Genomic DNA, 18,408 nt, shown 5'->3' on the forward strand with positions numbered 1-18,408 from the left:
TGGGCCAGGTGTCGCTTCACCCCGGTGTTTGGCTGAGCACCTCGGCGTGTCGCCCGCTCTGCCTGATGGGTCGCGCCGAACTCCGGGTGTGAGCGACACGTCACCGGGCCGCGCCTGCAGGCGCTGATCTCCACAACTCAGGAGGTGCGAAACTTTGCGGTCCGCGACACGCCGGTTGAGCATCCGGAGCCCGCATTTGAAGATGCAATCTCCTGAATTGTGGAGAAGACCGGATGCTCGGGTGGAGCAGCGCGCGAGCGCGAGCCGGGCTAGAGCGGGTCGATGACTCCGGTCGAGAGCAAGATCAGTAGGGTCGTGCCGAGCAACAGGCGGTAGATGACAAAGGGCAAGAACGAGCGCTTCGAGATGTAGGCCATGAGTCCGGCGATAACGGCGAGGCCGACGCCGAAGGCGACGACTGTCGCTGCGGCGATCTCGAAGCCGTTGAAGGGGCTCGAGCTGGGCTCGCGAATCGCCGTGAGCAGTTCGTAGAAGCCGCTGCCGAAGACCGCGGGCACCGCGAGCAAGAACGCGTAGCGCGCCGCGGCGGGGCGGGTGTAGCCGAGCGCGAGGCCCATGGTTGTCGTGGCCCCCGAGCGCGAGACGCCGGGGATGAGGGCGAGCATCTGCGCGGCCCCGTAGGCGAGGCCGTGCGGGTAGGTGAGCTCGGTGAGTTCGCGCGTGCGGCGCCCGAGCCAGTCGGCGAGACCCAGCAGGATTCCGAAGACGATGAGCACGATGGCGACGAGCCAGAGCGAGCGGAAGGTCGAGCGGATGACGTCTTGCGCGAGAAAACCGACGATCACGATCGGAACGGTGCCGATGATGATGAGCCACCCCATGCGGACATCCGGATCGGAGGCGGGTACACCGCGCCGGGTCACGCTGCGGAACCACGCGCCGATGATGCGCGTGATGTCTTTCCAGAAGTAGACGAGCACCGCCAGCTCAGTGCCGATCTGCGTGATGGCGGTGAAGGTCGCACCCGGGTCGGTCGCGCTCGGCAGAATCTCGCCGGCGATGCGCAGGTGGGCGCTCGACGAGATCGGCAGAAACTCGGTGAGACCCTGGATGAGGCCCAGGATGATGGCTTCGAGCAGAGACACGGTGGCCGTTCTAGTAGCGGGTCAGGAGGTCGGTCAAGGCGGCATGACCGAAGTCGAGCGCCGCGAGCGGCACGCGCTCATCGACCCCGTGAAACATACCGGCGAAGTCGAGCTCGGCAGGCAGCTTCAGCGGCGCGAAGCCGTAGCCGACGATGCCGAGCTCAGAGAGCGCTTTATTGTCGGTGCCCCCGCTCAGCAGGTAAGGCAGCACCGTCGCCTCGGGGTCGTGCCGTAGCAGGGTCGCGACCATCTCGTCGACGAGCGGCCCCGAAAACGGGTTCTCGAGCCCGACATCGCGCGTCACGACCTCGATCTCGATCTCGTCGCCGACGATGCGGCGCACCTCGGCGAGCACCGCCTCCTCGTCGCCCGCGAGCGTGCGGATATCGATGAGCGCCTCGGCGGTGTCAGGAATCACGTTGTGCTTGTAGCCCGCCGCCAGCAGCGTGGGGTTCGTCGTGGTGCGCACCGTGGCGGTGAGAAAGCCCGCGGCGGTGCCTGACTGCCGCAGCACTTCGTCGACCCCGACGGCCTCGCGGTCGAGACCGAGAATGCGGGCAAGTTCATCGAGCAGCTGATCGGTCGTGTCGGTGAGGTGCAGTGGCCACTCTGTGCGGCCGAGCGCGGCCACGGCCACGGCGAGCTTCGTGACGGCGTTGTCGCGGATGACACGCGAGCCGTGAGCGGCAGTGCCGCGGGCACGCAGTCGGATCCAGACGAGCGCCTTCTCTCCCGTCTGCAGCAGGTACGCGCGCTGGCCCCCCAGGTCGACCGAATAGCCCCCGACCTCGCTGATGGCCTCGGTCGCGCCCGCGAAGAGCTCGGGCCGTGTCGTCACCAGGTGGTGCGAGCCGTATTTTCCGCCATTCTCTTCGTCGGCGAAGAAGGCCACGACCAGGTCGCGATTCGGCCCGCCGCTGGCGATGACCTCGCCGAGCGCAGTGAGCATCATGGCGTCCATGTTCTTCATGTCGACGGCGCCGCGGCCCCACAGCATGCCGTCGCGCACCTCCCCCGCGAACGGGTCGACGCTCCAGTTCGCCGGGTCAGCGGGTACGACATCGAGGTGGCCGTGCACGACGAGAGCGGGGCGCTCGCCGCGGCTGCGATCGACGGGATGCTCGTACCGGCCTTGAACGCGGGCGACGACACTCGTGCGCCCAGGCTCAGAGTCGATCAGCTCAGGCTCGAGCCCCAGCTCGCGCAGTATCGCCGCGACGTACTCGGCCGCCTCGGTCTCGCCTTTGCTGCGTCCCTCGCCGTAGTTGGTGGTGTCGAACCGGATGAGGTCACGGGCGATGCGTGCGGTGTCGCTGAGTGAGTCGAGCTGAGCATCCGGAGCCATGCCCCCACGCTACCTCGCGCGATTCGCACCGCCGGGTTCGTGATAATGTCGTCTCCGGTCGCGCGGCCCCTTGGGGTTAGCGGACACAACCAGCGCGGGTGGCGGAAATGGCAGACGCGCTAGCTTGAGGTGCTAGTGCCCGAAAGGGCGTGGGGGTTCAAGTCCCCCCTCGCGCACAGACACTGTGTGCGTCGAAGAACTGGTTGAGACAGTGCGGTAGCAATACCGTGAACGGCCCCGAGGCGAGAGCCCGGGGCCGTTCGTTGTCTACGGCGCGATCGTGTCAGAGTTCGCGTCGCATGAGCCAGCGCACGCGATGACCCGCGTGCGCAGTCGTCTCTGCTGCACGGGTGAATCCGTGCTCTTCGAAGAGTTCTGTCGTGCCGACGTAGCCAGAGATCTGGTCGATGCGGTCGCCGCCCGTCTCTGCGGGGTACCCCTCGACGACCGCGGCCCCGTGGGCCCGAGCATGCTCGACCGCGCCGTCGAGCAACACATGCATGAGACCGCGCTTGCGGTAGCCGGGGCGCACGACGAAGCACACGATCGACCACGGGTCGCGCTCATCGAGGTGCGGAATCGTGCGCGAGTTCATGAGTCGGCGATAGGTCGAGCGTGGGGCCACCGAGCACCAGCCCGCGACCTCGCCGTCGACGTAGACGAGTACCCCGGGGCCGGGTTCAGCGGCGCATTCCCGCGCCATGTAGGCAGGGCGTTCCTCGTTGCTCACACGAGAATCGCGATAGCTCATGCACCAGCACCCGCCCGCGCCCTGCTTCTTCACGCCGACGACTTCCGTGAAGTCGTCGAAACGCCCGGTGGCGGGCAGTACCTCGATGGTCGATGCGCCTGTCATGCCGGTACGGTACCGGTCGCCTCCGACGTCGACTGCCCCTCCACCCGACGTCGCTCGAGCACGCGCTCGCGGTTCGCGAGAAACAGCGGGAACGTGAAGGCGATCGCCGTGAACCCCGAGAACACGATGTAGGCCCACAGGTGCTTCATGCCCAGGCGTCGGCCTTCGATAACGATGAACGCGCACGCGGCGACTGCCATGATGAGCAGGTCCATCGTGAGCGATCCGACGGCCGGCCCGTTGTTGAACCAGTCGCCGAGAAAGTCGTTCTGCTCGACGATGGCGATGATGTTGTAGGTCCACGTGCCAATAAGGCCGGCGATGGCAAGAACGAGGAAGACGATGGCGGTGCCATTCCAGTGACGGGTCATGGGGACATTCTGCCCGGCATGCCTGACCTCGACACCCTCGAATCCCGCACGGCATTTCGGGAGTGGAGCGCGCGGTCGCCCGGGCAGCGCGCAGACCCCTCGCGGTTCGGGATGCTCGCCGCGGCTCTCGGGGTCGAGGTGCAGCATCCCGCCCCCGCACTCGGCGTGGTCGGCTCGAAAGGCAAGGGCACGACGGTTGCCTATGCTTCGGCGTTGCTCGCGGAGACGGGGCTGCGGGTCGGCACGGTCTTCAGCCCTGGCCTCGTGACCAATCGTGATCGGCTGCGTGTGAACGGCGCTGTGCTGCCGCTCGACGACTACACGGCATTGCTCGAGCGGGTCGACGCCGCGCTGCGCTCTCTACCCGCGCCAGCCGACGGCTACATCGCCCCGAGCGGTTTCTTTCTCATGGCAGGGCTCGTCCATTTCGCCGCGACCGGCTGCGAGGTGCTCGTGCTGGAGGCGGGCATCGGCGGCCGACGCGACGACCTCGGGCGAGTCGGGCTCGCCGGCCTCGCGATGGCCGAGGTCTTTCGAGAGCACACCGACCTGCTGGGCCCCACGATTACGACGATCGCCGACGACAAGGTTGGCGCCGCGCGGCCCGGCACCCGCTTCGTGAGCCACCTTGCGCAGAGCGAGGAGGCCGAGGCGGTCATCCGACGTCACTGCGACGCGATCGGGACTGACCGGATGCGCGTCGACGCGACAACTCGCGCTCCGTACGCGGGCGTCGTCGCCGAAGGACTGGGCGGCATGAACGCGGCGCACGGCATGATCGCGGCACGTCGCTTGCTCGCCGAACTCGGTCGGCCGGATGCCACACCCCAGCAGGTGCGTGCCGCCGCCGCGAGGGTGCACTACCCGGGCCGGCTCTCGCGCCACCAGCTCGACGACTCGACGGTGTTCGTCGACTCTGCTGTCAGCCGCGACGGTTTCGAGAACGCCCTTGCGCACGTCGAGCGCGAGACCGGTGCTCAGCCTGCACTCACGCTCGTGTCGGTTCCGCGCGAGAAGGATCTCGACGGGTTCCGCACCGTCGTGGCCACGCTCGCCGGCCGGGTCGTCTTCGTCGGCCTCGAGCGCGTGCACCTCCACTACCCTGAACGCGACGAGTGGCCGGGCGAGTGGGCGACCGCCGACGACCTTCCTGCGCTGCTGCGCTCGGCGCCGACCGTGCTCGCGATCGGCACCGCGAGCTTCTCATCTGAGGTGCTGCGGCACTGCGGCGTCGACACCGACCGAGTCTTCTGAGGAACCCCGTGACTACTCCTGCCCCCTTCGGCCTGCTGCTCGACGTCGACGGCCCCATCGCGAGCCCGATCGAGCGCCGCATCGCGATCGACTCGATCCTCCATGACCTGCTGACGCTCGCCGCGGCGGGCATCCCGATCGCCTTCATCACGGGGCGCAGCGACGCCTTCATGCGCGAGAAGGTCGTGGCGCGGCTGATGGCGGGGGGTCTGGATGCTCGCTCTCACGTCTTCGGAGTCTTCGAGAAGGGCGGCTGCTGGGCACCGCTCACTCCGCACGGGCTCGGAGAGCTCGAGATCGACGCAGCCCTCGCGATTCCCGCCGCCGTGCGTGACGCGGTCGAGGGTCTCGCGCGCGAGCGCTATGCCGAGACGATGTTCGTCGACGAGGCGAAGCACGTCATGATCTCGCTCGAGGCGAGCACCGACGTGACCCCGGCCGAGTATCAGGCGGCGCAGTCACGCTTCCAGGACGAGGCCTTCGCGCTCATGTGCGGGCTCGAGTTCGGGGTGCGGTACGGCGATCGCGAGCATCCCGATGCCGTAGGCGGCGTGCCGTGGCGCATCGACCCCACGATCATCTCGACCGATGTCGAATCTGTGCTGCTCGACAAGGATCGCGGCGCCGACCGCGCCCTCGACTGGTTCGCCGCGCGCGGCGTCACAGCCGAGCGCTGGTGGTCGGTCGGCGACTCGCGCTCTGACTACCTCATGGCTGACGCGGTGCACGCGCGGGGCATTCCCGTCACGCACCTCGATGTGCGGCCGGCTGACGGCATGCTCGAGCGGCCCTTCGAGGTCGCGACTGAGCCACGGCTCGTGAACGATGCCGCGGGCGCAGCCTTCTTGCGACGACGGGTGGCGGAGCTGTCGTGATGCCGCGCACTCCCCCGTTCGAGACCGTGCGTGCGCTGCAGCAGGCTTTGGCCGTCGAGGGTGTGCTGTCTGTCGTCGGAGGTTCTGGATTGCTGGTCTCGCTCGGGCTGACCGACGAAGCGCACGACTGGGATCTCGTGCTGCCGCCGGGCACGGTCGAGGCTGTTGAACGCGTTCTCGCGGCGAAGGGGCTGGGGGCCCAGCGAGCCCCCGGAGGGCATCCGCGGTTCGCGACCGAGGCGTTGTTCACGGTCGACGCAGGCGATCACAGCATCGACGTGCTCGTGGGCTTCGCGATCCGCACTGACGACGGAGTTGTCACCGTGCCCGCTCGCGCGGGAGCCTCGTGGCGCGGCCTGGTGATGGCGCGCGCCGACGACTGGGCGGTCGCCTATCGGGCGATGGGGCGGGATGCTCGCGCGCAGCTACTCGAGGGCGCGACCTGAGCTAGCGCATGCGCGCGTCGTCGACGAGATAGCGAGCGACCTTGGCGGTGAGCCTGGGGTACGCCTGCCGCAGGGCGGCGACGGCCTGGTCGGGGTTCTCTTTCGGATCGATCTGGCGCTTTTTCAACACGTCGGCTGTCCAGGTGCGGGCGCTCGGTGGGGCTCCCATAGTGGTCGAGAAGTCGTCGAACAGCTTCTGCAGCCGCACGTGCGGGTCTTCGCGGTCTCCGAAGATCTTGGCGGCGAACTCGCTCTGCATGGGCATCCTCCTCGTCGCGTGGCGTGCCTCTATCGTCTCGAAGTCAGCGCGCCCGTGGGCGGGATGCGGAGGAACTGCTCAGGGTGCGGAAAGGTCCTTAACCGGCAGTCCGCAGGTCAGCAGAACTCGTTCGACGCTCTGTTCGGCAGTCTCGTCAGCTGTAATGCGATGCTCGGCGACGAAGTCGAGTGGTTGCCAGCCGTGGTACCAGTCTCGAATCTTGTCTTCGCCGAATTCGAGGGCCTGCGGGCGGTGGCGATGCCTTCGCAATGTCTCTTCGAGCGTGAGGTCAAAAGCGAAGAAGTACGCAACGGTTGCCGCCTGCGCGAGCCGCTCAAGCATCCGCTGGTAGCTCGGTGCAGAGAAGATTCCCTCGAGGACGAGGGGATGCCCGCGGTCGCGCAATCGTGCTTTTGCCGGAGCCTGAATTGCCGCGCAGCACGATCAGCACGCTGAAACGTTAGCGCGAATGGCCGTGCTCGTCCGTGTCAGATGTGCGGCATCGACAAGCTTCAACGGATGCGGAACTTCGTGATGCAGGTTCGTGTTCTTCCGCATCCGTTGAAGTCTGCGGAGGGTGTTCGCGACACGCCGGGTGAATGTCGGTGCAGGTTGCCATATTCGAACGTATGTTCGATCATGGAGAGATGCCCGCACTCGCGCTCTCCCCCGCTGTCGACCTCGGCGGGGCGGGTGCGCGCGATGGGCAGTCGCACATCCAGTCGGTCGAGACCGTGCAGGCGCTGCAGGCCCGCATCGACGCGCTGCAACGCACTCGGCTCGACTCGCGGCTCATGCCCACCCACGAGGCGCTCGCCGACCTGCTGCCCGACGGCGGGCTGCGTGAGGGCGCAACATACGCGCTGAGCCCCTCGAGCGCGCTCGTCATGGCGCTGCTCGCCGGCCCCTCGCAAGCGGGCTCGTGGTGCGGTGTTATCGGTATGCCCGAGTTCGGCGTCGAGGCCGCCGAGAGCGTCGGCATCGACCTCGACCGGCTCGTGCTCGTGCCGCATCCGGGCGATGCGTGGCTGACGGTAACGGCATCTATTGCGGATGCGCTCGGCATCGTCGTCGTGCGCCCCGGGCGAGCGGCCAGCGACGGCGCCATCGCCAAGCTCGCCGGGCGGCTGCGCGAGCGCGGCTCGACGTTGCTCGTGCTCGGGCCGTGGCCCCAGGCCGAAGCCATGATCAGCCTCACCGAGAGCCGCTGGTCGGGGCTGGGCGATGGCCACGGCTATCTCAGTGAGCGAGAGGTGACGGTAACCGTGAGCTCGAAGCGCGGCGGCCGACCCCGCAGCGGACGGTTGATGATGCCGGATGCCGAGTTGGGCATCCGTCGCCTCGATCGGGGCGTCGCGGCCGACCGGGCGCGCGAGCGCTGGCAGGGCTCGCCCGAGCTCGCGAGGCAGGTCGGCTGATGCAGCGCACGCTCGTGCTGTGGGTGCCCGACTGGCCCGTCATCGCGGCCGTGCGCGACGGGCTCGCTGCGGCGGGCGCACCGATCGCCGTCATGGCGGCGAACCGGGTTGTCGCGTGCTCGCCTGCCGCGCGGGCAGAAGGAGTGCGCGCGGGGCAGCGTCGACGCGAAGCCCAGTCGCTCTGCACGAGTCTCGTTGTCGTGCCGTTCGATGAGGGGCGCGACCATCGGCTGTTCGCGCCGCTCATCGACGTCGTCGAAGGGCTCGTCGCCGGAGTGCAGGTCGTGCGCCCCGGCCTGCTCGCCCTCGCCGCGCGCGGGCCTGCCCGTTACTACGGAGGTGAGAAAGCCGCAGCACTGGCGCTGCGCGGGGCCGTGCGGGCTGACGACGTGGTCGACACGCGCATCGGCATCGCCGACGGAACTTTCGCGGCCGAGCTCGCCGCGCGCACGGTGGCGCCCTCCGATGCGCATCAGAACAGTGGGGTGCAGATTGTCGCGAGCGGAGCATCCGCACCCTTCCTCGCCCCGTTCTCGGTGACGACGCTCGGCGACCCCGACCTCGCGACGCTGCTGGGGCGGCTCGGGGTACGCACGCTCGGCGACTTCGCCGCACTGCCCGCCGACGCCGTGCGCGACCGCCTCGGTGCAGCCGGAGCCCATCGGCACGCCCTCGCGGGTGCGGCCGATGCGACGATGCTCGTGCCCCGTACTCCCCCGCCCGACCTCGAGCGCGTGCTCGAGCTCGAGCCGCCCCTCGATCGCGTCGACCAGCTCGCCTTCGCCGTGCGGCAGCTCGCCGACGACCTCGTCGAGAGCCTCACCGGCCGGCTGCTCGTCGCCACCGCGATCCGCATCGGGTTTCGCGACGAGCACGGCACCGAAACCGAGCGGGCGTGGCTGCACCCGCGATCGTTCCGCGCGAGCGAGATCGTCGACCGCGTGCGCTGGCAGCTCAGCGGCGAGACGCGCACCGCCGGAACCAGAGCCGACGCCGACCGCGGGCCAGGTCTGCGGTCGGCCATCACCCGCGTGCGCATCGTGCCTGAGAGCGTCGACGACCTCGCCCACCACGAGCCGGGGCTGTGGGGCAGCGCCCCCGATGAGCGCGTGCACCACGCCCTCTCGCGCGTGCAGAGCCTGCTCGGCCACGAGGCCGTGCTCACCGCGCAGCGCACGGGCGGTCGCACGCTCGCCGAGCGATCCGTGCTCGTGCCCTGGGGTGACCGCGCCGTCATCACCCGGCCCGTCGAGCGGCCCTGGCCCGGCGCCCTGCCGCAACCGGCGCCCAGCACCGTATTCCCCTCGCGGCATGCGGTCACGGTCGTCGACGCGCTGGGTGCCCCGGTCGGCATCGATGACCGAATGCGGCTCTCCGCCGCCCCCGCCGGGTTCGCCCCCGCTGCGGGCGGAACGACACGGCCCGTGACCTCGTGGGCGGGGCCGTGGCCGCTCGACGAGCAGTGGTGGAGCATCCGTCGCCGGCGACTGCATCGTCTGCAGGTGGTCGACGCTGCCGGTATCGCCTGGCTGCTCGTGCTCGAGGGCAGCAGCTGGTGGGCCGAGGCGCGCTATGACTGAGTGCGCATCGGCTGAGCGCACTCGCACGGCGGGGTCGCGCTGATGGCCGGCTGGCACAACCCGCCGATACCGTGGAGCGAGTTCGAGCGCAACCTGCGCGAGGGCTCGCGCCCCGGCTCGAGCCCGCCGCTCGGGGGCGATGCGGGCGACTCCCCCGCGTGGTCGCACAAGCGCGGGGCCTACCAGCGTCGAGGTATCGAGCAGCCCGACCCCGCAACGATCGTGCCCTACGCCGAGCTGCACGCGCACTCCAGTTTCAGCTTTCTCGACGGCGCCTCGAGCCCCGAAGAGCTGCTCGAAGAGGCCGCGCGGCTCGGGCTGACCGGGCTCGCGATGACCGACCACGACGGCTTCTACGGCGTCGTGCGCATGGCCGAAGCGGCCGAGCCGTACGGCATCACGACGGTGTTCGGCGCCGAACTCTCGCTCGATCTGACCGGCCCGCAGCAGGGCGTGCCCGACCCCGAGGGCACCCACCTGCTCGTGCTCGCGCGCGGGCAGGCCGGCTACCACCGCCTCGCCGCCGCCATCACCGACGCTCAGCTCGCGGGCGCCGAGAAGGGCCGCCCGGTCTACGACCTCGACGTGCTCGCCGAGCACGCGGGCCGCGGCGGCGATGCGACGGCTGGCGACCACTGGATGATCCTCACCGGCTGCCGCAAGGGCGCGGTGCGGTCGGCCTTGGAAGGTCGGCTGTTTGAACAAGCACAGCCCAGGCGCGCGGGCAACGACGGTGCTCTCTCGGATGGCGTCGCCCGCGCGCGGCCGACGCGCGCCCACATCGCCGCGGCGGGCGCCGAGCTCGACGCGCTCGTCGACCGGTTCGGAGCATCCAATGTCTGCATCGAGCTCTTCGATCACGGCCGCCCCCTCGACACCGTGCACAACGACGTGCTCGCCGCTCTCGCCGCCGAGCGCGGGCTGCCGGTCGTCGCGACGGGCGCCGTGCACTACGCGACTCCAGCGCGGTACCCCCTCGCGACCGCGTTCGCCGCCCTGCGCGCGCGCCGCAGCCTCGACGAGATGCAGGGCTGGCTGCCCGCGGCCGGTACATCGCACTTGCGCAGCGGCACAGAGATGCAGCGGCTGTTCGCGCGGTACCCCGGGGCCGTGGCGCGCAGCGTCGAACTCGCGACCGAGCTCGGCTTCAGCTTGCGGCAGGCCAAGCCGAACCTGCCGAAGCAGGAGGTGCCGCCCGGCCACACTCCGATGAGCTGGCTGCGCGAGCTCGTGTGGGCGGCTGTGCCGCACAAGTATCCCGAGGCCAGCGACGCCGACCGTGCCCGCATCGCACGCGAGCTTGAGGTGATCGAGCAAAAAGACTTTCCCGGCTACTTCCTCATCGTGCACGACATCGTGCAGTACGCCCGCGGGCTCGGCATCCTCTGCCAGGGCCGCGGCTCGGCAGCCAATTCGGCCGTCTGCTACCTGCTCGACATCACGGCGGTCGACTCGATCGGCTATCAGCTGCCGTTCGAGCGCTTTCTGTCGGCCCTGCGCGACGAAGAGCCCGACATCGACGTCGACTTCGACTCTGATCGGCGGGAGGAGGTCATCCAGTACGTCTTCGAGAAGTACGGACGCCGCAACGCCGCGCAGGTCGCGAACGTCATCAGCTACCGGCCGAAGAACGCCGTGCGCGACATGGCACGCGCGCTCGGTTACTCCACCGGTCAGCAAGACGCCTGGAGCAAGCAGGTCGAGCGCTGGGGCGCGGTGCTCTCGAGCGACGACCACGACATTCCCGAGCCCGTCGTCGATCTCGCGCAGCAGGTGCTCACCTACCCTCGGCATCTGGGCATCCACTCGGGCGGCATGGTGCTCACCGACCGGCCCGTCGGCGAGATCGTGCCGATCGAGCACGCGCGCATGGAGAACCGCACGGTGCTGCAGTGGGACAAAGATGACTGCGCTTGGATGGGCCTCGTCAAGTTCGACCTGCTCGGCCTCGGCATGCTCGCCGCCCTGCAGTACTCGTTCGACCTGATGCGCGATCACCTGGGCGAGCAGTGGGAGCTCGCGACCCTGCCGAAAGAGGAGCAGGCGACCTACGACATGCTCTGCCGCGCCGACTCGATCGGCGTCTTCCAGGTCGAGAGCCGCGCGCAGATGGGTCTGCTGCCGCGCCTGCAGCCGCGCAAGTTCTACGACCTCGTCGTGCAGATTGCGCTCGTGCGGCCGGGCCCCATTCAGGGCGGCGCCGTGCACCCCTTCGTGCGCCGCAAGCTCGGGCACGAGCCCATCACCTACGACCACCCCAAGCTCGTCGAGCCGCTCGAGCGCACCCTCGGCATCCCGATCTTTCAAGAGCAGCTGATGCAAGTGGCGATGGCGGTCGGCGGCTGCACGGGCGACGACGCCGACCTGCTGCGGCGCGCGATGGGCAGCAAGCGCGGCCTCGAGCGCATCGACTCTCTGCGCGAGACCCTCTACGCCGGCATGGCGAGCAACGGCATCACCGGCCAACTCGCCGACGAGATCTACGGCCGTATTCAGGCCTTCGCCAACTTCGGCTTCGCCGAGAGCCACTCCATCAGCTTCGCGCTGCTCGTTTACGCGAGCTCGTGGATCAAGCTGCACTATCCGGGCGTCTTCCTCGCCTCACTGCTGCGCGCCCAGCCGATGGGCTTCTACGCGCCCGCCAGTCTCACGGCCGACGCCGAACGTCACGGCGTCGAGGTGCGCACGCCGTGCATCCTGCGGTCGGGGGTCGAGGCCGGGCTCGAGCGCATCGATCTGGTGGCCGCGTCAGCGCATGAACCGGTGGCTGCGGATGCTCGCCGCGCGTCGCCCACGGGCCTCGAGCAGTGCATCCACCGCCAGCAGCCGCCCGTGCCCGAGTTCGAGCCCGCGTCGACGAACGGCTACCTCGCCGACTGCGCGCTGCACCGCCGCGACGGTGAGCTCGCGGTGCGGCTGGGGCTCGCCGAGGTCACCGGGATCGGTCGGCCGACGGCCCAGCGCATCGTCGCCGAGCGCGATCGGGGCGGCCCGTTCCGCGACCTCACCGAGCTCGTCTACCGCACCGGGCTCACGGGGCCCCAAGTCGAGGCGCTGGCCACCGCCGGCGCCTTCGACGTGCTCGGCCTGTCACGGCGCGAGGCGCTGTGGGCGGCGGGTGCGGCGGCGCAGGCCCGGCCCGAGTATCTGCCGGGGGTGGTCACGGCCGTGCAGCCGCCGCTGTTCACCGACCTCGACGAGTACGAGGTCATGGTCGCGAACCTCGTGTCGACGGGCATCGCGCCCGGCGACCACCCCGTGCGCTTCGTGCGCGCTCTGCTGCGCGAACGCGGCGTGCTGAGCTCGCGCGAACTGCGGCAGGCCGAGCCGGGGCGTCGCGTCGAGGTCGCGGGCGTCGTCACCCACCGCCAGCGGCCCGCGACCGCGAGCGGCATCACCTTCCTCAACCTCGAAGACGAGACGGGCCTCGTCAACGTCATCTGCTCGGTCGGGCTGTGGGGCCGCTACCGCCGCACGGTGCGCGAGAGCCGCGCCCTCATCGTCCGGGGCACGCTCGAGCGCTCACCCGAGGGCGTCGTCAACATCGTCGCCGACCGCGTCGAGTCGCTGCCACTGCGCGTCACGATGCCGAGCCGTGACTTCCGCTAGCCGTTTGCGCGAAACCCTACGATCGACTCATGATGAACTCCCCGCCCGCACTTCCCGCCGGCTTCACGAGCCGGCCGCTGCGCGAGAGCGACCACCTGCCGGTGATCGCCGCAGTCGGCGAGTGGTGGGGCACACCGCAGGCGCCCGAGCTGGGCCTGCTGCTACCGCGACTGTTCTTCCAGCACTTCACGGTGCTCAGCGAGGTCGTCGAGGTGACCAACGAGGGAAGCGGCCCTCATCTCGCCGCCTTCCTCATCGCTTTCCACTCGGCGACGCACCCCGACCGGGTATATATCCACTTCGTCGGCGTCGATCCGCAGTGGCGCGGTCGAGGCATTGCCGCCGGTCTCTACGAGAGGCTCTTCTCCGCCGCCCGAGGTATCGGTTGCACTCGAGTCGATGCCATCACCAGCCCGGCGAATCGCGGCTCGCAGGCCTTCCATGAAGCCCTGGGCTTCACGACGCACGGCGACCAGCAGATCGAAGGCGTCACCGCCTATGCCGACTACGACGGTCCGGGGCATGCGCGCGTCGCACTGATGCGCACGCTCGACTGACGACCAGCAACACCTGTGCCTACGCGTCAGGCTGCATCGCCGCTCCTTCGCTAGCCGCTCTCGGAGGCTCGGTCAAGGCATGGGCAGCACCACGTCGCAGACCTACCCTGGGCACATGGTCGACGACGTGAAGAAGACGGTGAAGCGTGCCGTGGCGAAGGTCGACAAGGTGCACGAAAGCTCATGGTTCGAACGCGCCGCTCGCGCCGGGTTCGCCGTCAATGGTCTGCTGCACGTGCTCATCGGCGTGCTCGCTATCTCGGTCGCCCTCGGAGTCGGCGCCGACGAGGCCGACCCAGGCGGCGCATTGCGGGCAGTCGCCCAGACCCCCGGCGGCATCGTGCTCATCTGGGTATTGGCCGCAGGTCTCGCGGCACTGTCTCTCTGGATGCTGCTGGAAGCCGTGCTCGAGCATCTGCTCCCACGCGACTGGAAGCGCGGTCTGATCATGCTCGCCAAAGCGCTGGCCTACGGAGCCCTCGCCGTGCCCGCCGTCACGATCGGTCTCGGCGGTCGGGTCGACACCGACTCCGACGTACGCGAGGTCAGCACGTTTCTCGTGCAGTCTCCGCTCGGCATCGCTGCGCTGATCGCCGCCGGCGCGGGCGTCGTCGCCGTGGGCGGCTTCTTCATCGCTAAAGGAGTGCGCCGCACCTTTCTCGACGACATCCGCACTCCGCGCGGCGACCTCGGCAAGGCCGTGATCGTGCTCGGCACCGTCGGCTACATCGCGAAGGGTGTTGCTCTCATAGCCGTTGGTGTGTTGCTCGTCATCACGGCGGTCACGGTCGACCCCTCAGAAGCAGGCGGCTTCGACGAGGCCTTCCGGTCAGTCGCCGAGCTGCCGCTAGGAGCGATCATGCTCATACTCGTCGCCCTCGGCCTGATCGTCTACGGGCTGTACTGCTTCGTTCGTGCGCGTCGCTCGAACATCTAGCTGCCGAGGCGCCCAGCGCAGCACGATGAGCGTGATGATCGCGATCACGGCCATCGGTACGAGCGCGAGCGGCCCTGCTGAGCCGACGCCGCGGTCAAACGACTCCTCAAGCGAGCTCAGCACGACGGCAGGTCCGAGCAGCAGCACGTTATTGAGTGCGTGGATCAGCACCGCGATCTCGAGCCCGCCTGTCGCGCGCACGATCAGTGACATCGACACTGCGAACACGAGGTAGTAGGCGATGAGCCAGGGGTCGGCCGCGAGGTGCACGAGGGCGAAGACGATCGATGCCGTGGCCGTGCCCAGTGCGAACGACACTCCTGGTCGGTCTGACCACGACCCGACCGTGCGGGTCAGGAAGCCGCGGAAGCCGAACTCCTCGCCCGCCGCCTGTAGCGGAGTGGTCAGCACGATCATCACGAGCAGGGCGATCGTCGTGCCGCTGGGCGGCTGCTCGATGAGCGACACCGTGGCGAGAGCGAGCCCACCCCCGGTGTAGAGCAAGAAGATCGGCACGATGAACAGTGCCGAGCGGCGCACGAGGTGCCAGCGCCATGCGCCCGTGACGGAGAGCATCCATCGCGGGCGCACGCCGAAGAACGCCCACTGCAACAGCATCGAGATCGGGATGAGCGCTGCGAGCACGAGGTTGTTCGCGAGAAACACCGTCGGTGTGATGACGATCGAACCGTCAGCGACGCTGTCGAGCGTCGAGAGACCGAGCCGCAGATCGATCTCGAGGGCCGCGAATGACAACAGCACACTGACCATGACCACGAGACCCGCGAAGGTGAGCAGTGCGAGAGTGGCGACCCACCAGGGTCGTCGAGGCTCGCTCAGAGCCTCGTGGTAACGGCGCCCGACGGCCGGGGTCTGAACCCTCACGTGTTGGCCCCGCGCGCATCGACGGTCCAGACCGTCACCTCGCGCGCGTTCTGCTCGACGACGAGCTCGTCGGCGAGGTTGATGGCCGCGCAGACGTGGTTGGGTGCGATGCGCACTCGCGAGCCGAGAGCGGGCGCCGCATCGGCGGCCGAGAACTCGATCGTCGCGTGGTGTTCAGAGAGTGCCACGATGCGGGCCTCAGGCGACGCGGGCAGTCTCCCGAAGCCGCTCGCGTACCCCGCGCGATCGGCCCCGAGAACCTTGTTGCCCGCATCGACGACGACGCGCGAGCCGCGCACGCTCACGACGGTTGCGACGGCGGTGAGTGCGATGCGACCAGGGCCGGCCGTGCCGAGCTCCCACTGCTGCGCGTCGAAGAACGGGTACACCCCGGGCCGCAACTCGGTGAGCACGCCCCCGCTCGCCCGCCCCTCGGCGGCGTCGGCACTGGGTGTCGAGCCGCCGCTCACGACCGGGCACGCCAGGCCGAGGCCGAGCAGCGCCTCGCGCGCGATCTCGAGCGCGAGCGCTTCGTCGTGGGCCGCGCTCGCCCGCGCCTCGGGGGCATACGAGTGCCCCGGAAAGGTGAAGACCCCATCGACCCGTAGACCGTACTCGGCGGCCGCGGCGGCCACAGTGCCGGCCTGGTCGGGTGCGACTCCCGTGCGGTGATGGCCGCTGTCGACCTCGACCGCGACGGCGAGCGGTGCGGGATGCTCGCCACTCGCGACCGCGTGCGCGAGCATCCGCGCCCCCTCGATCGAGTCGACGCCGACACGCAGCCGCACACGACCAGCTAGTGCCTGCAGGCGAGGCGCGCGGGGCCCTTCAGCCCAGATCGGGTAGGCGATGAACAGGTCGTCGAACCCGGCGTCGGCGAAGATCTCGGCCTCGCTGACGGTCGCGACGGTGAGTCCGACCGCACCGTGCGCAAGCTGACGCCGCGCAACCTCGGCGCTCTTATGCGTCTTCGCGTGCGGGCGCAGTGCGACCCCGAGCTGGCGGGCGTGCTCGGCCATGGCCGTGAGGTTCGCCTCGAACAGCTGCTCGTCGACGGCGAGGTAGGGAGTATCACGCACTCCCCCATCATGCCGCGGCGAGCTGGGTGCCTACGTGCCGTGCAGCTGCCGACGCAGCGTGTCGATGCGCGCCTGCAGCTGGGCGACCGTCGCCTGGCCCACCGCGGGCCCGCCGCACTGCCGCCGCAGCTCGGCGTGGATGTGCCCGTGCGGCTGACCGGTGAGCTTCGCCCGCAGACCGACGAGGCTGTTGAGCAGCGACCGCTGCTCAGTGAGAGAACGGTAGAGCGCTTGCGGTGCCGGCTGCGAGGCAGGCCGTTCGGCCGCGCGGCGCGACTGGCGCTGCTGCCTGGCGTGCAGCACCTCGCGCACTTGGTCAGGCTCGAGAATGCCGGGCAGGCCGAGAAAGTCGAGCTCTTCGAGGCTGCCGACCTCCGCGAGGTATCCGAAGGTGTCGCCCTCGTAGAGCACGGTGTCGAACATCGCGCTCGACTCGAGCGCCCGGTACGTGAACTCGGCGAGTTCGGATTCGCTCGCCTTCTCCTCCCGCTCGGCCGCCGCGAGCAGGGCATCGTCGAGCAGCTCATCGCTCGCCCGGTCGAGCGCGTGGTCGCGCTCGCGCTCGAGCTCGCTCGCCAGTCGACGGATGCTCGGCACGCTCGGCACGAAGATCGATGCGATCTCACCGCGTCGGCGGGCGCGCACGAACCGCCCGATCGCCTGCGCGAAGTAGAGCGGCGTCGAGGCGCTCGTGGCGTAGACGCCCACCGCGAGCCGCGGCACATCGACGCCCTCGGAGACCATTCGCACGGCGACGAGCCAGCGTGCTTCCGACTCTGCGAACTCGGCGATGCGGGCAGACGCGCCGCTTTCGTCACTCAGCACCACGACCGGCTCTTCCCCCGCGATCGAGGCCAGCAGTTCTGCATAGGCCCGCGCGGTCGCCTGGTCGGTGGCGATGACGAGGCCGCCTGCATCCGGAATCGCATGCCGCACTTCAGTCAGCCGAGTCTCGGCCGCTCGCAGCACACCGCTTATCCACTCGCCGCCGGGGTCGAGCGCCGTGCGCCAGGCCTGGGCCGTGATGTCTGCGGTGTCGTCTTGGCCGAGCACGGCCTCTATCTCGTCGCCCGTGGTCGTGCGCCACCGCGTGCGGCCGCCGTACGAGAGGAAGATGACGGGCCGCACGACGCCGTCCCGAAGCGCGCGCCCGTAGCCGTACTGATAGTCGGTCTGCGAGAGGCGCACGCCGTCGGCGTCGGGCACGTAGCTCACGAAGGGAATTGGCGCCGTGTCGCTGCGGAACGGCGTGCCCGTCAGCGAGAGCCTGCGGGTGGCGCCGCCGAACGCCTCGCGCATGGCGTCGCCCCAGCTGAGGGCGTCACCGCCGTGGTGCACCTCGTCGAGAATCACGAGCGTCGTCGCTTGCTCGACGAGCACGCGGTGCACGAAGGGCTGTGCGGCGACTTGCGCGTAGGTCACCGCTGCGCCGTGGAACGCGCGCGGAATCAGGCGTGACGAGTTGCGAAACGCCGGATCAAGACGGATACCCACCCGATGCGCCGCGTCGGCCCACTGCCGCTTCAGGTGCTCGGTGGGTGCGACGACGATGACGCGTTCGACGGTGCGGCGCGCCAGCAGCTCGGCCGCGAGTCGCAGGGCGAAGGTCGTCTTGCCGGCACCCGGGGTCGCCGCTGCGAGAAAGTCGCGAGGCTCGGTCTCGAAGTACTGATCGAGAGCCTCGGCCTGCCAGGCCCTCAGCCTGTCGGCCGTGCCGCGTGCGGCGCGCTCGGGATACGCGGGTGACAGGTGCTCCGCGGCGAAGGTGCCCACGTGCGGGGCACGGCGGAAAGAAGCAGTCACGAGACCTTGATGCTAGCCCAGCCCTCCG

17 protein-coding genes and 1 tRNA gene are annotated in these 18,408 nt (G+C 69.4%); 9 read left to right on the top strand and 9 right to left on the bottom strand.

Going from position 1 to position 18,408, the window contains the following annotated elements:
* Positions 1 to 269 precede the first annotated feature (269 nt).
* Together KL788_RS01980 and KL788_RS01985 are read right to left on the bottom strand one after the other, a co-directional pair.
* Positions 270 to 1,106, bottom strand: a complete 837-nt coding sequence (locus KL788_RS01980) for an undecaprenyl-diphosphate phosphatase (protein ID WP_293168005.1) — start codon at positions 1,104 to 1,106, stop codon at positions 270 to 272.
* Between the two features lie 10 nt (positions 1,107 to 1,116).
* Positions 1,117 to 2,451, bottom strand: coding sequence for a M20/M25/M40 family metallo-hydrolase (locus tag KL788_RS01985; protein ID WP_293168006.1), 1,335 nt, complete (start codon positions 2,449 to 2,451; stop codon positions 1,117 to 1,119).
* 92 nt (positions 2,452 to 2,543) lie between these two features.
* Between KL788_RS01985 and KL788_RS01990 the strand changes: the two genes are divergently transcribed.
* Positions 2,544 to 2,627: transfer RNA gene (locus KL788_RS01990), tRNA-Leu, on the top strand.
* Positions 2,628 to 2,734: 107 nt separating this feature from the next.
* On the opposite strand, the gene KL788_RS01995 is transcribed toward KL788_RS01990, so the two are convergent.
* Both KL788_RS01995 and KL788_RS02000 read right to left on the bottom strand, forming a co-directional pair.
* Complete coding sequence (locus KL788_RS01995; protein WP_293168007.1) at positions 2,735 to 3,307, bottom strand: GNAT family N-acetyltransferase; 573 nt, start codon at positions 3,305 to 3,307, stop codon at positions 2,735 to 2,737.
* The gene (locus KL788_RS02000) at positions 3,304 to 3,678 is read right to left on the bottom strand and encodes a DUF2834 domain-containing protein (RefSeq protein WP_293168009.1); all 375 of its coding nucleotides are present in this window, start codon (positions 3,676 to 3,678) and stop codon (positions 3,304 to 3,306) included. Before KL788_RS02000 ends, KL788_RS01995 begins: the two co-directional genes overlap by 4 nt.
* Positions 3,679 to 3,696: 18 nt before the next feature.
* On the opposite strand from KL788_RS02000, the gene KL788_RS02005 reads away from it, so the two are divergent.
* Genes KL788_RS02005 through KL788_RS02015 form a run of 3 tightly spaced genes read left to right on the top strand, consistent with a single transcriptional unit; the run spans position 3,697 to position 6,253 of the window.
* Positions 3,697 to 4,932, top strand: coding sequence for a hypothetical protein (locus tag KL788_RS02005; protein ID WP_293168011.1), 1,236 nt, complete (start codon positions 3,697 to 3,699; stop codon positions 4,930 to 4,932).
* Between the two features lie 8 nt (positions 4,933 to 4,940).
* Positions 4,941 to 5,807, top strand: coding sequence for a hypothetical protein (locus KL788_RS02010; protein ID WP_293168012.1), 867 nt, complete (start codon positions 4,941 to 4,943; stop codon positions 5,805 to 5,807).
* On the top strand, positions 5,807 to 6,253 hold the full coding sequence (locus KL788_RS02015; RefSeq protein WP_293168014.1) for a hypothetical protein: 447 nt from the start codon (positions 5,807 to 5,809) through the stop codon (positions 6,251 to 6,253). The genes KL788_RS02010 and KL788_RS02015 overlap by 1 nt, the downstream gene beginning before the upstream one ends.
* A gap of 1 nt (position 6,254) precedes the next feature.
* On the opposite strand, the gene KL788_RS02020 is transcribed toward KL788_RS02015, so the two are convergent.
* Positions 6,255 to 6,512, bottom strand: a complete 258-nt coding sequence (locus tag KL788_RS02020; protein WP_293168016.1) for a hypothetical protein — start codon at positions 6,510 to 6,512, stop codon at positions 6,255 to 6,257.
* Positions 6,513 to 6,590: 78 nt separating this feature from the next.
* Positions 6,591 to 6,854 carry a hypothetical protein gene (locus tag KL788_RS02025; RefSeq protein WP_293168018.1) on the bottom strand — a complete coding sequence of 88 codons (264 nt, stop codon included), beginning with the start codon at positions 6,852 to 6,854 and terminating at the stop codon, positions 6,591 to 6,593.
* Between the two features lie 305 nt (positions 6,855 to 7,159).
* Here KL788_RS02025 and KL788_RS02030 point away from each other — a divergent pair, with 305 nt between their 5' ends.
* The 5 genes from KL788_RS02030 to KL788_RS02050 all read left to right on the top strand — a co-directional run bounded on the left by KL788_RS02030 (position 7,160) and on the right by KL788_RS02050 (position 14,613).
* A complete protein-coding gene (locus KL788_RS02030) occupies positions 7,160 to 7,930 on the top strand; it encodes a hypothetical protein (RefSeq protein ID WP_293168020.1) in 771 nt (256 codons plus the stop codon).
* The gene (locus tag KL788_RS02035) at positions 7,930 to 9,510 is read left to right on the top strand and encodes a DNA polymerase Y family protein (protein ID WP_293168022.1); all 1,581 of its coding nucleotides are present in this window, start codon (positions 7,930 to 7,932) and stop codon (positions 9,508 to 9,510) included. The genes KL788_RS02030 and KL788_RS02035 overlap by 1 nt, the downstream gene beginning before the upstream one ends.
* Positions 9,511 to 9,552: 42 nt before the next feature.
* Positions 9,553 to 13,119 (top strand): error-prone DNA polymerase, encoded by a 3,567-nt coding sequence (locus KL788_RS02040; RefSeq protein WP_293168024.1) that lies wholly within the window; start codon positions 9,553 to 9,555, stop codon positions 13,117 to 13,119.
* Between the two features lie 29 nt (positions 13,120 to 13,148).
* Positions 13,149 to 13,676 (top strand): GNAT family N-acetyltransferase, encoded by a 528-nt coding sequence (locus KL788_RS02045; protein WP_293168026.1) that lies wholly within the window; start codon positions 13,149 to 13,151, stop codon positions 13,674 to 13,676.
* Positions 13,677 to 13,791: 115 nt separating this feature from the next.
* Positions 13,792 to 14,613 carry a DUF1206 domain-containing protein gene (locus tag KL788_RS02050; RefSeq protein ID WP_293168028.1) on the top strand — a complete coding sequence of 274 codons (822 nt, stop codon included), beginning with the start codon at positions 13,792 to 13,794 and terminating at the stop codon, positions 14,611 to 14,613.
* Here the strand turns inward: KL788_RS02050 and KL788_RS02055 are convergent.
* From KL788_RS02055 to KL788_RS02065, 3 genes are read right to left on the bottom strand one after another with little or no spacing between them, the layout of a single operon-like run.
* A complete protein-coding gene (locus KL788_RS02055; protein WP_293168030.1) occupies positions 14,524 to 15,498 on the bottom strand; it encodes a CPBP family intramembrane glutamic endopeptidase in 975 nt (324 codons plus the stop codon). The two genes, KL788_RS02050 and KL788_RS02055, sit on opposite strands and share 90 nt — an antisense overlap.
* Complete coding sequence (locus KL788_RS02060; RefSeq protein ID WP_293168032.1) at positions 15,495 to 16,577, bottom strand: alanine racemase; 1,083 nt, start codon at positions 16,575 to 16,577, stop codon at positions 15,495 to 15,497. Before KL788_RS02060 ends, KL788_RS02055 begins: the two co-directional genes overlap by 4 nt.
* Positions 16,578 to 16,607: 30 nt before the next feature.
* Positions 16,608 to 18,380 carry a DEAD/DEAH box helicase gene (locus tag KL788_RS02065; RefSeq protein ID WP_293168034.1) on the bottom strand — a complete coding sequence of 591 codons (1,773 nt, stop codon included), beginning with the start codon at positions 18,378 to 18,380 and terminating at the stop codon, positions 16,608 to 16,610.
* Positions 18,381 to 18,408: the final 28 nt, after the last annotated feature.

It is taken from the genome of Microcella sp. (assembly GCF_019739195.1).
Lineage (GTDB): Bacteria > Actinomycetota > Actinomycetes > Actinomycetales > Microbacteriaceae > Microcella.

Coding starts and splice junctions, on each gene's coding strand:
- KL788_RS02040 (WP_293168024.1), top strand. CDS start 9,553: ATGGCCGGCTGGCACAACCCGCCGATACCGTGGAGCGAGTTCGAGCGC.
- KL788_RS01995 (WP_293168007.1), bottom strand. CDS start 3,307: ATGACAGGCGCATCGACCATCGAGGTACTGCCCGCCACCGGGCGTTTC.
- KL788_RS02035 (WP_293168022.1), top strand. CDS start 7,930: ATGCAGCGCACGCTCGTGCTGTGGGTGCCCGACTGGCCCGTCATCGCG.
- KL788_RS02015 (WP_293168014.1), top strand. CDS start 5,807: ATGCCGCGCACTCCCCCGTTCGAGACCGTGCGTGCGCTGCAGCAGGCT.
- KL788_RS01985 (WP_293168006.1), bottom strand. CDS start 2,451: ATGGCTCCGGATGCTCAGCTCGACTCACTCAGCGACACCGCACGCATC.
- KL788_RS02050 (WP_293168028.1), top strand. CDS start 13,792: ATGGTCGACGACGTGAAGAAGACGGTGAAGCGTGCCGTGGCGAAGGTC.
- KL788_RS02020 (WP_293168016.1), bottom strand. CDS start 6,512: ATGCAGAGCGAGTTCGCCGCCAAGATCTTCGGAGACCGCGAAGACCCG.
- KL788_RS02005 (WP_293168011.1), top strand. CDS start 3,697: ATGCCTGACCTCGACACCCTCGAATCCCGCACGGCATTTCGGGAGTGG.
- KL788_RS02025 (WP_293168018.1), bottom strand. CDS start 6,854: ATGCTTGAGCGGCTCGCGCAGGCGGCAACCGTTGCGTACTTCTTCGCT.
- KL788_RS02030 (WP_293168020.1), top strand. CDS start 7,160: ATGCCCGCACTCGCGCTCTCCCCCGCTGTCGACCTCGGCGGGGCGGGT.
- KL788_RS02045 (WP_293168026.1), top strand. CDS start 13,149: ATGATGAACTCCCCGCCCGCACTTCCCGCCGGCTTCACGAGCCGGCCG.
- KL788_RS02000 (WP_293168009.1), bottom strand. CDS start 3,678: ATGACCCGTCACTGGAATGGCACCGCCATCGTCTTCCTCGTTCTTGCC.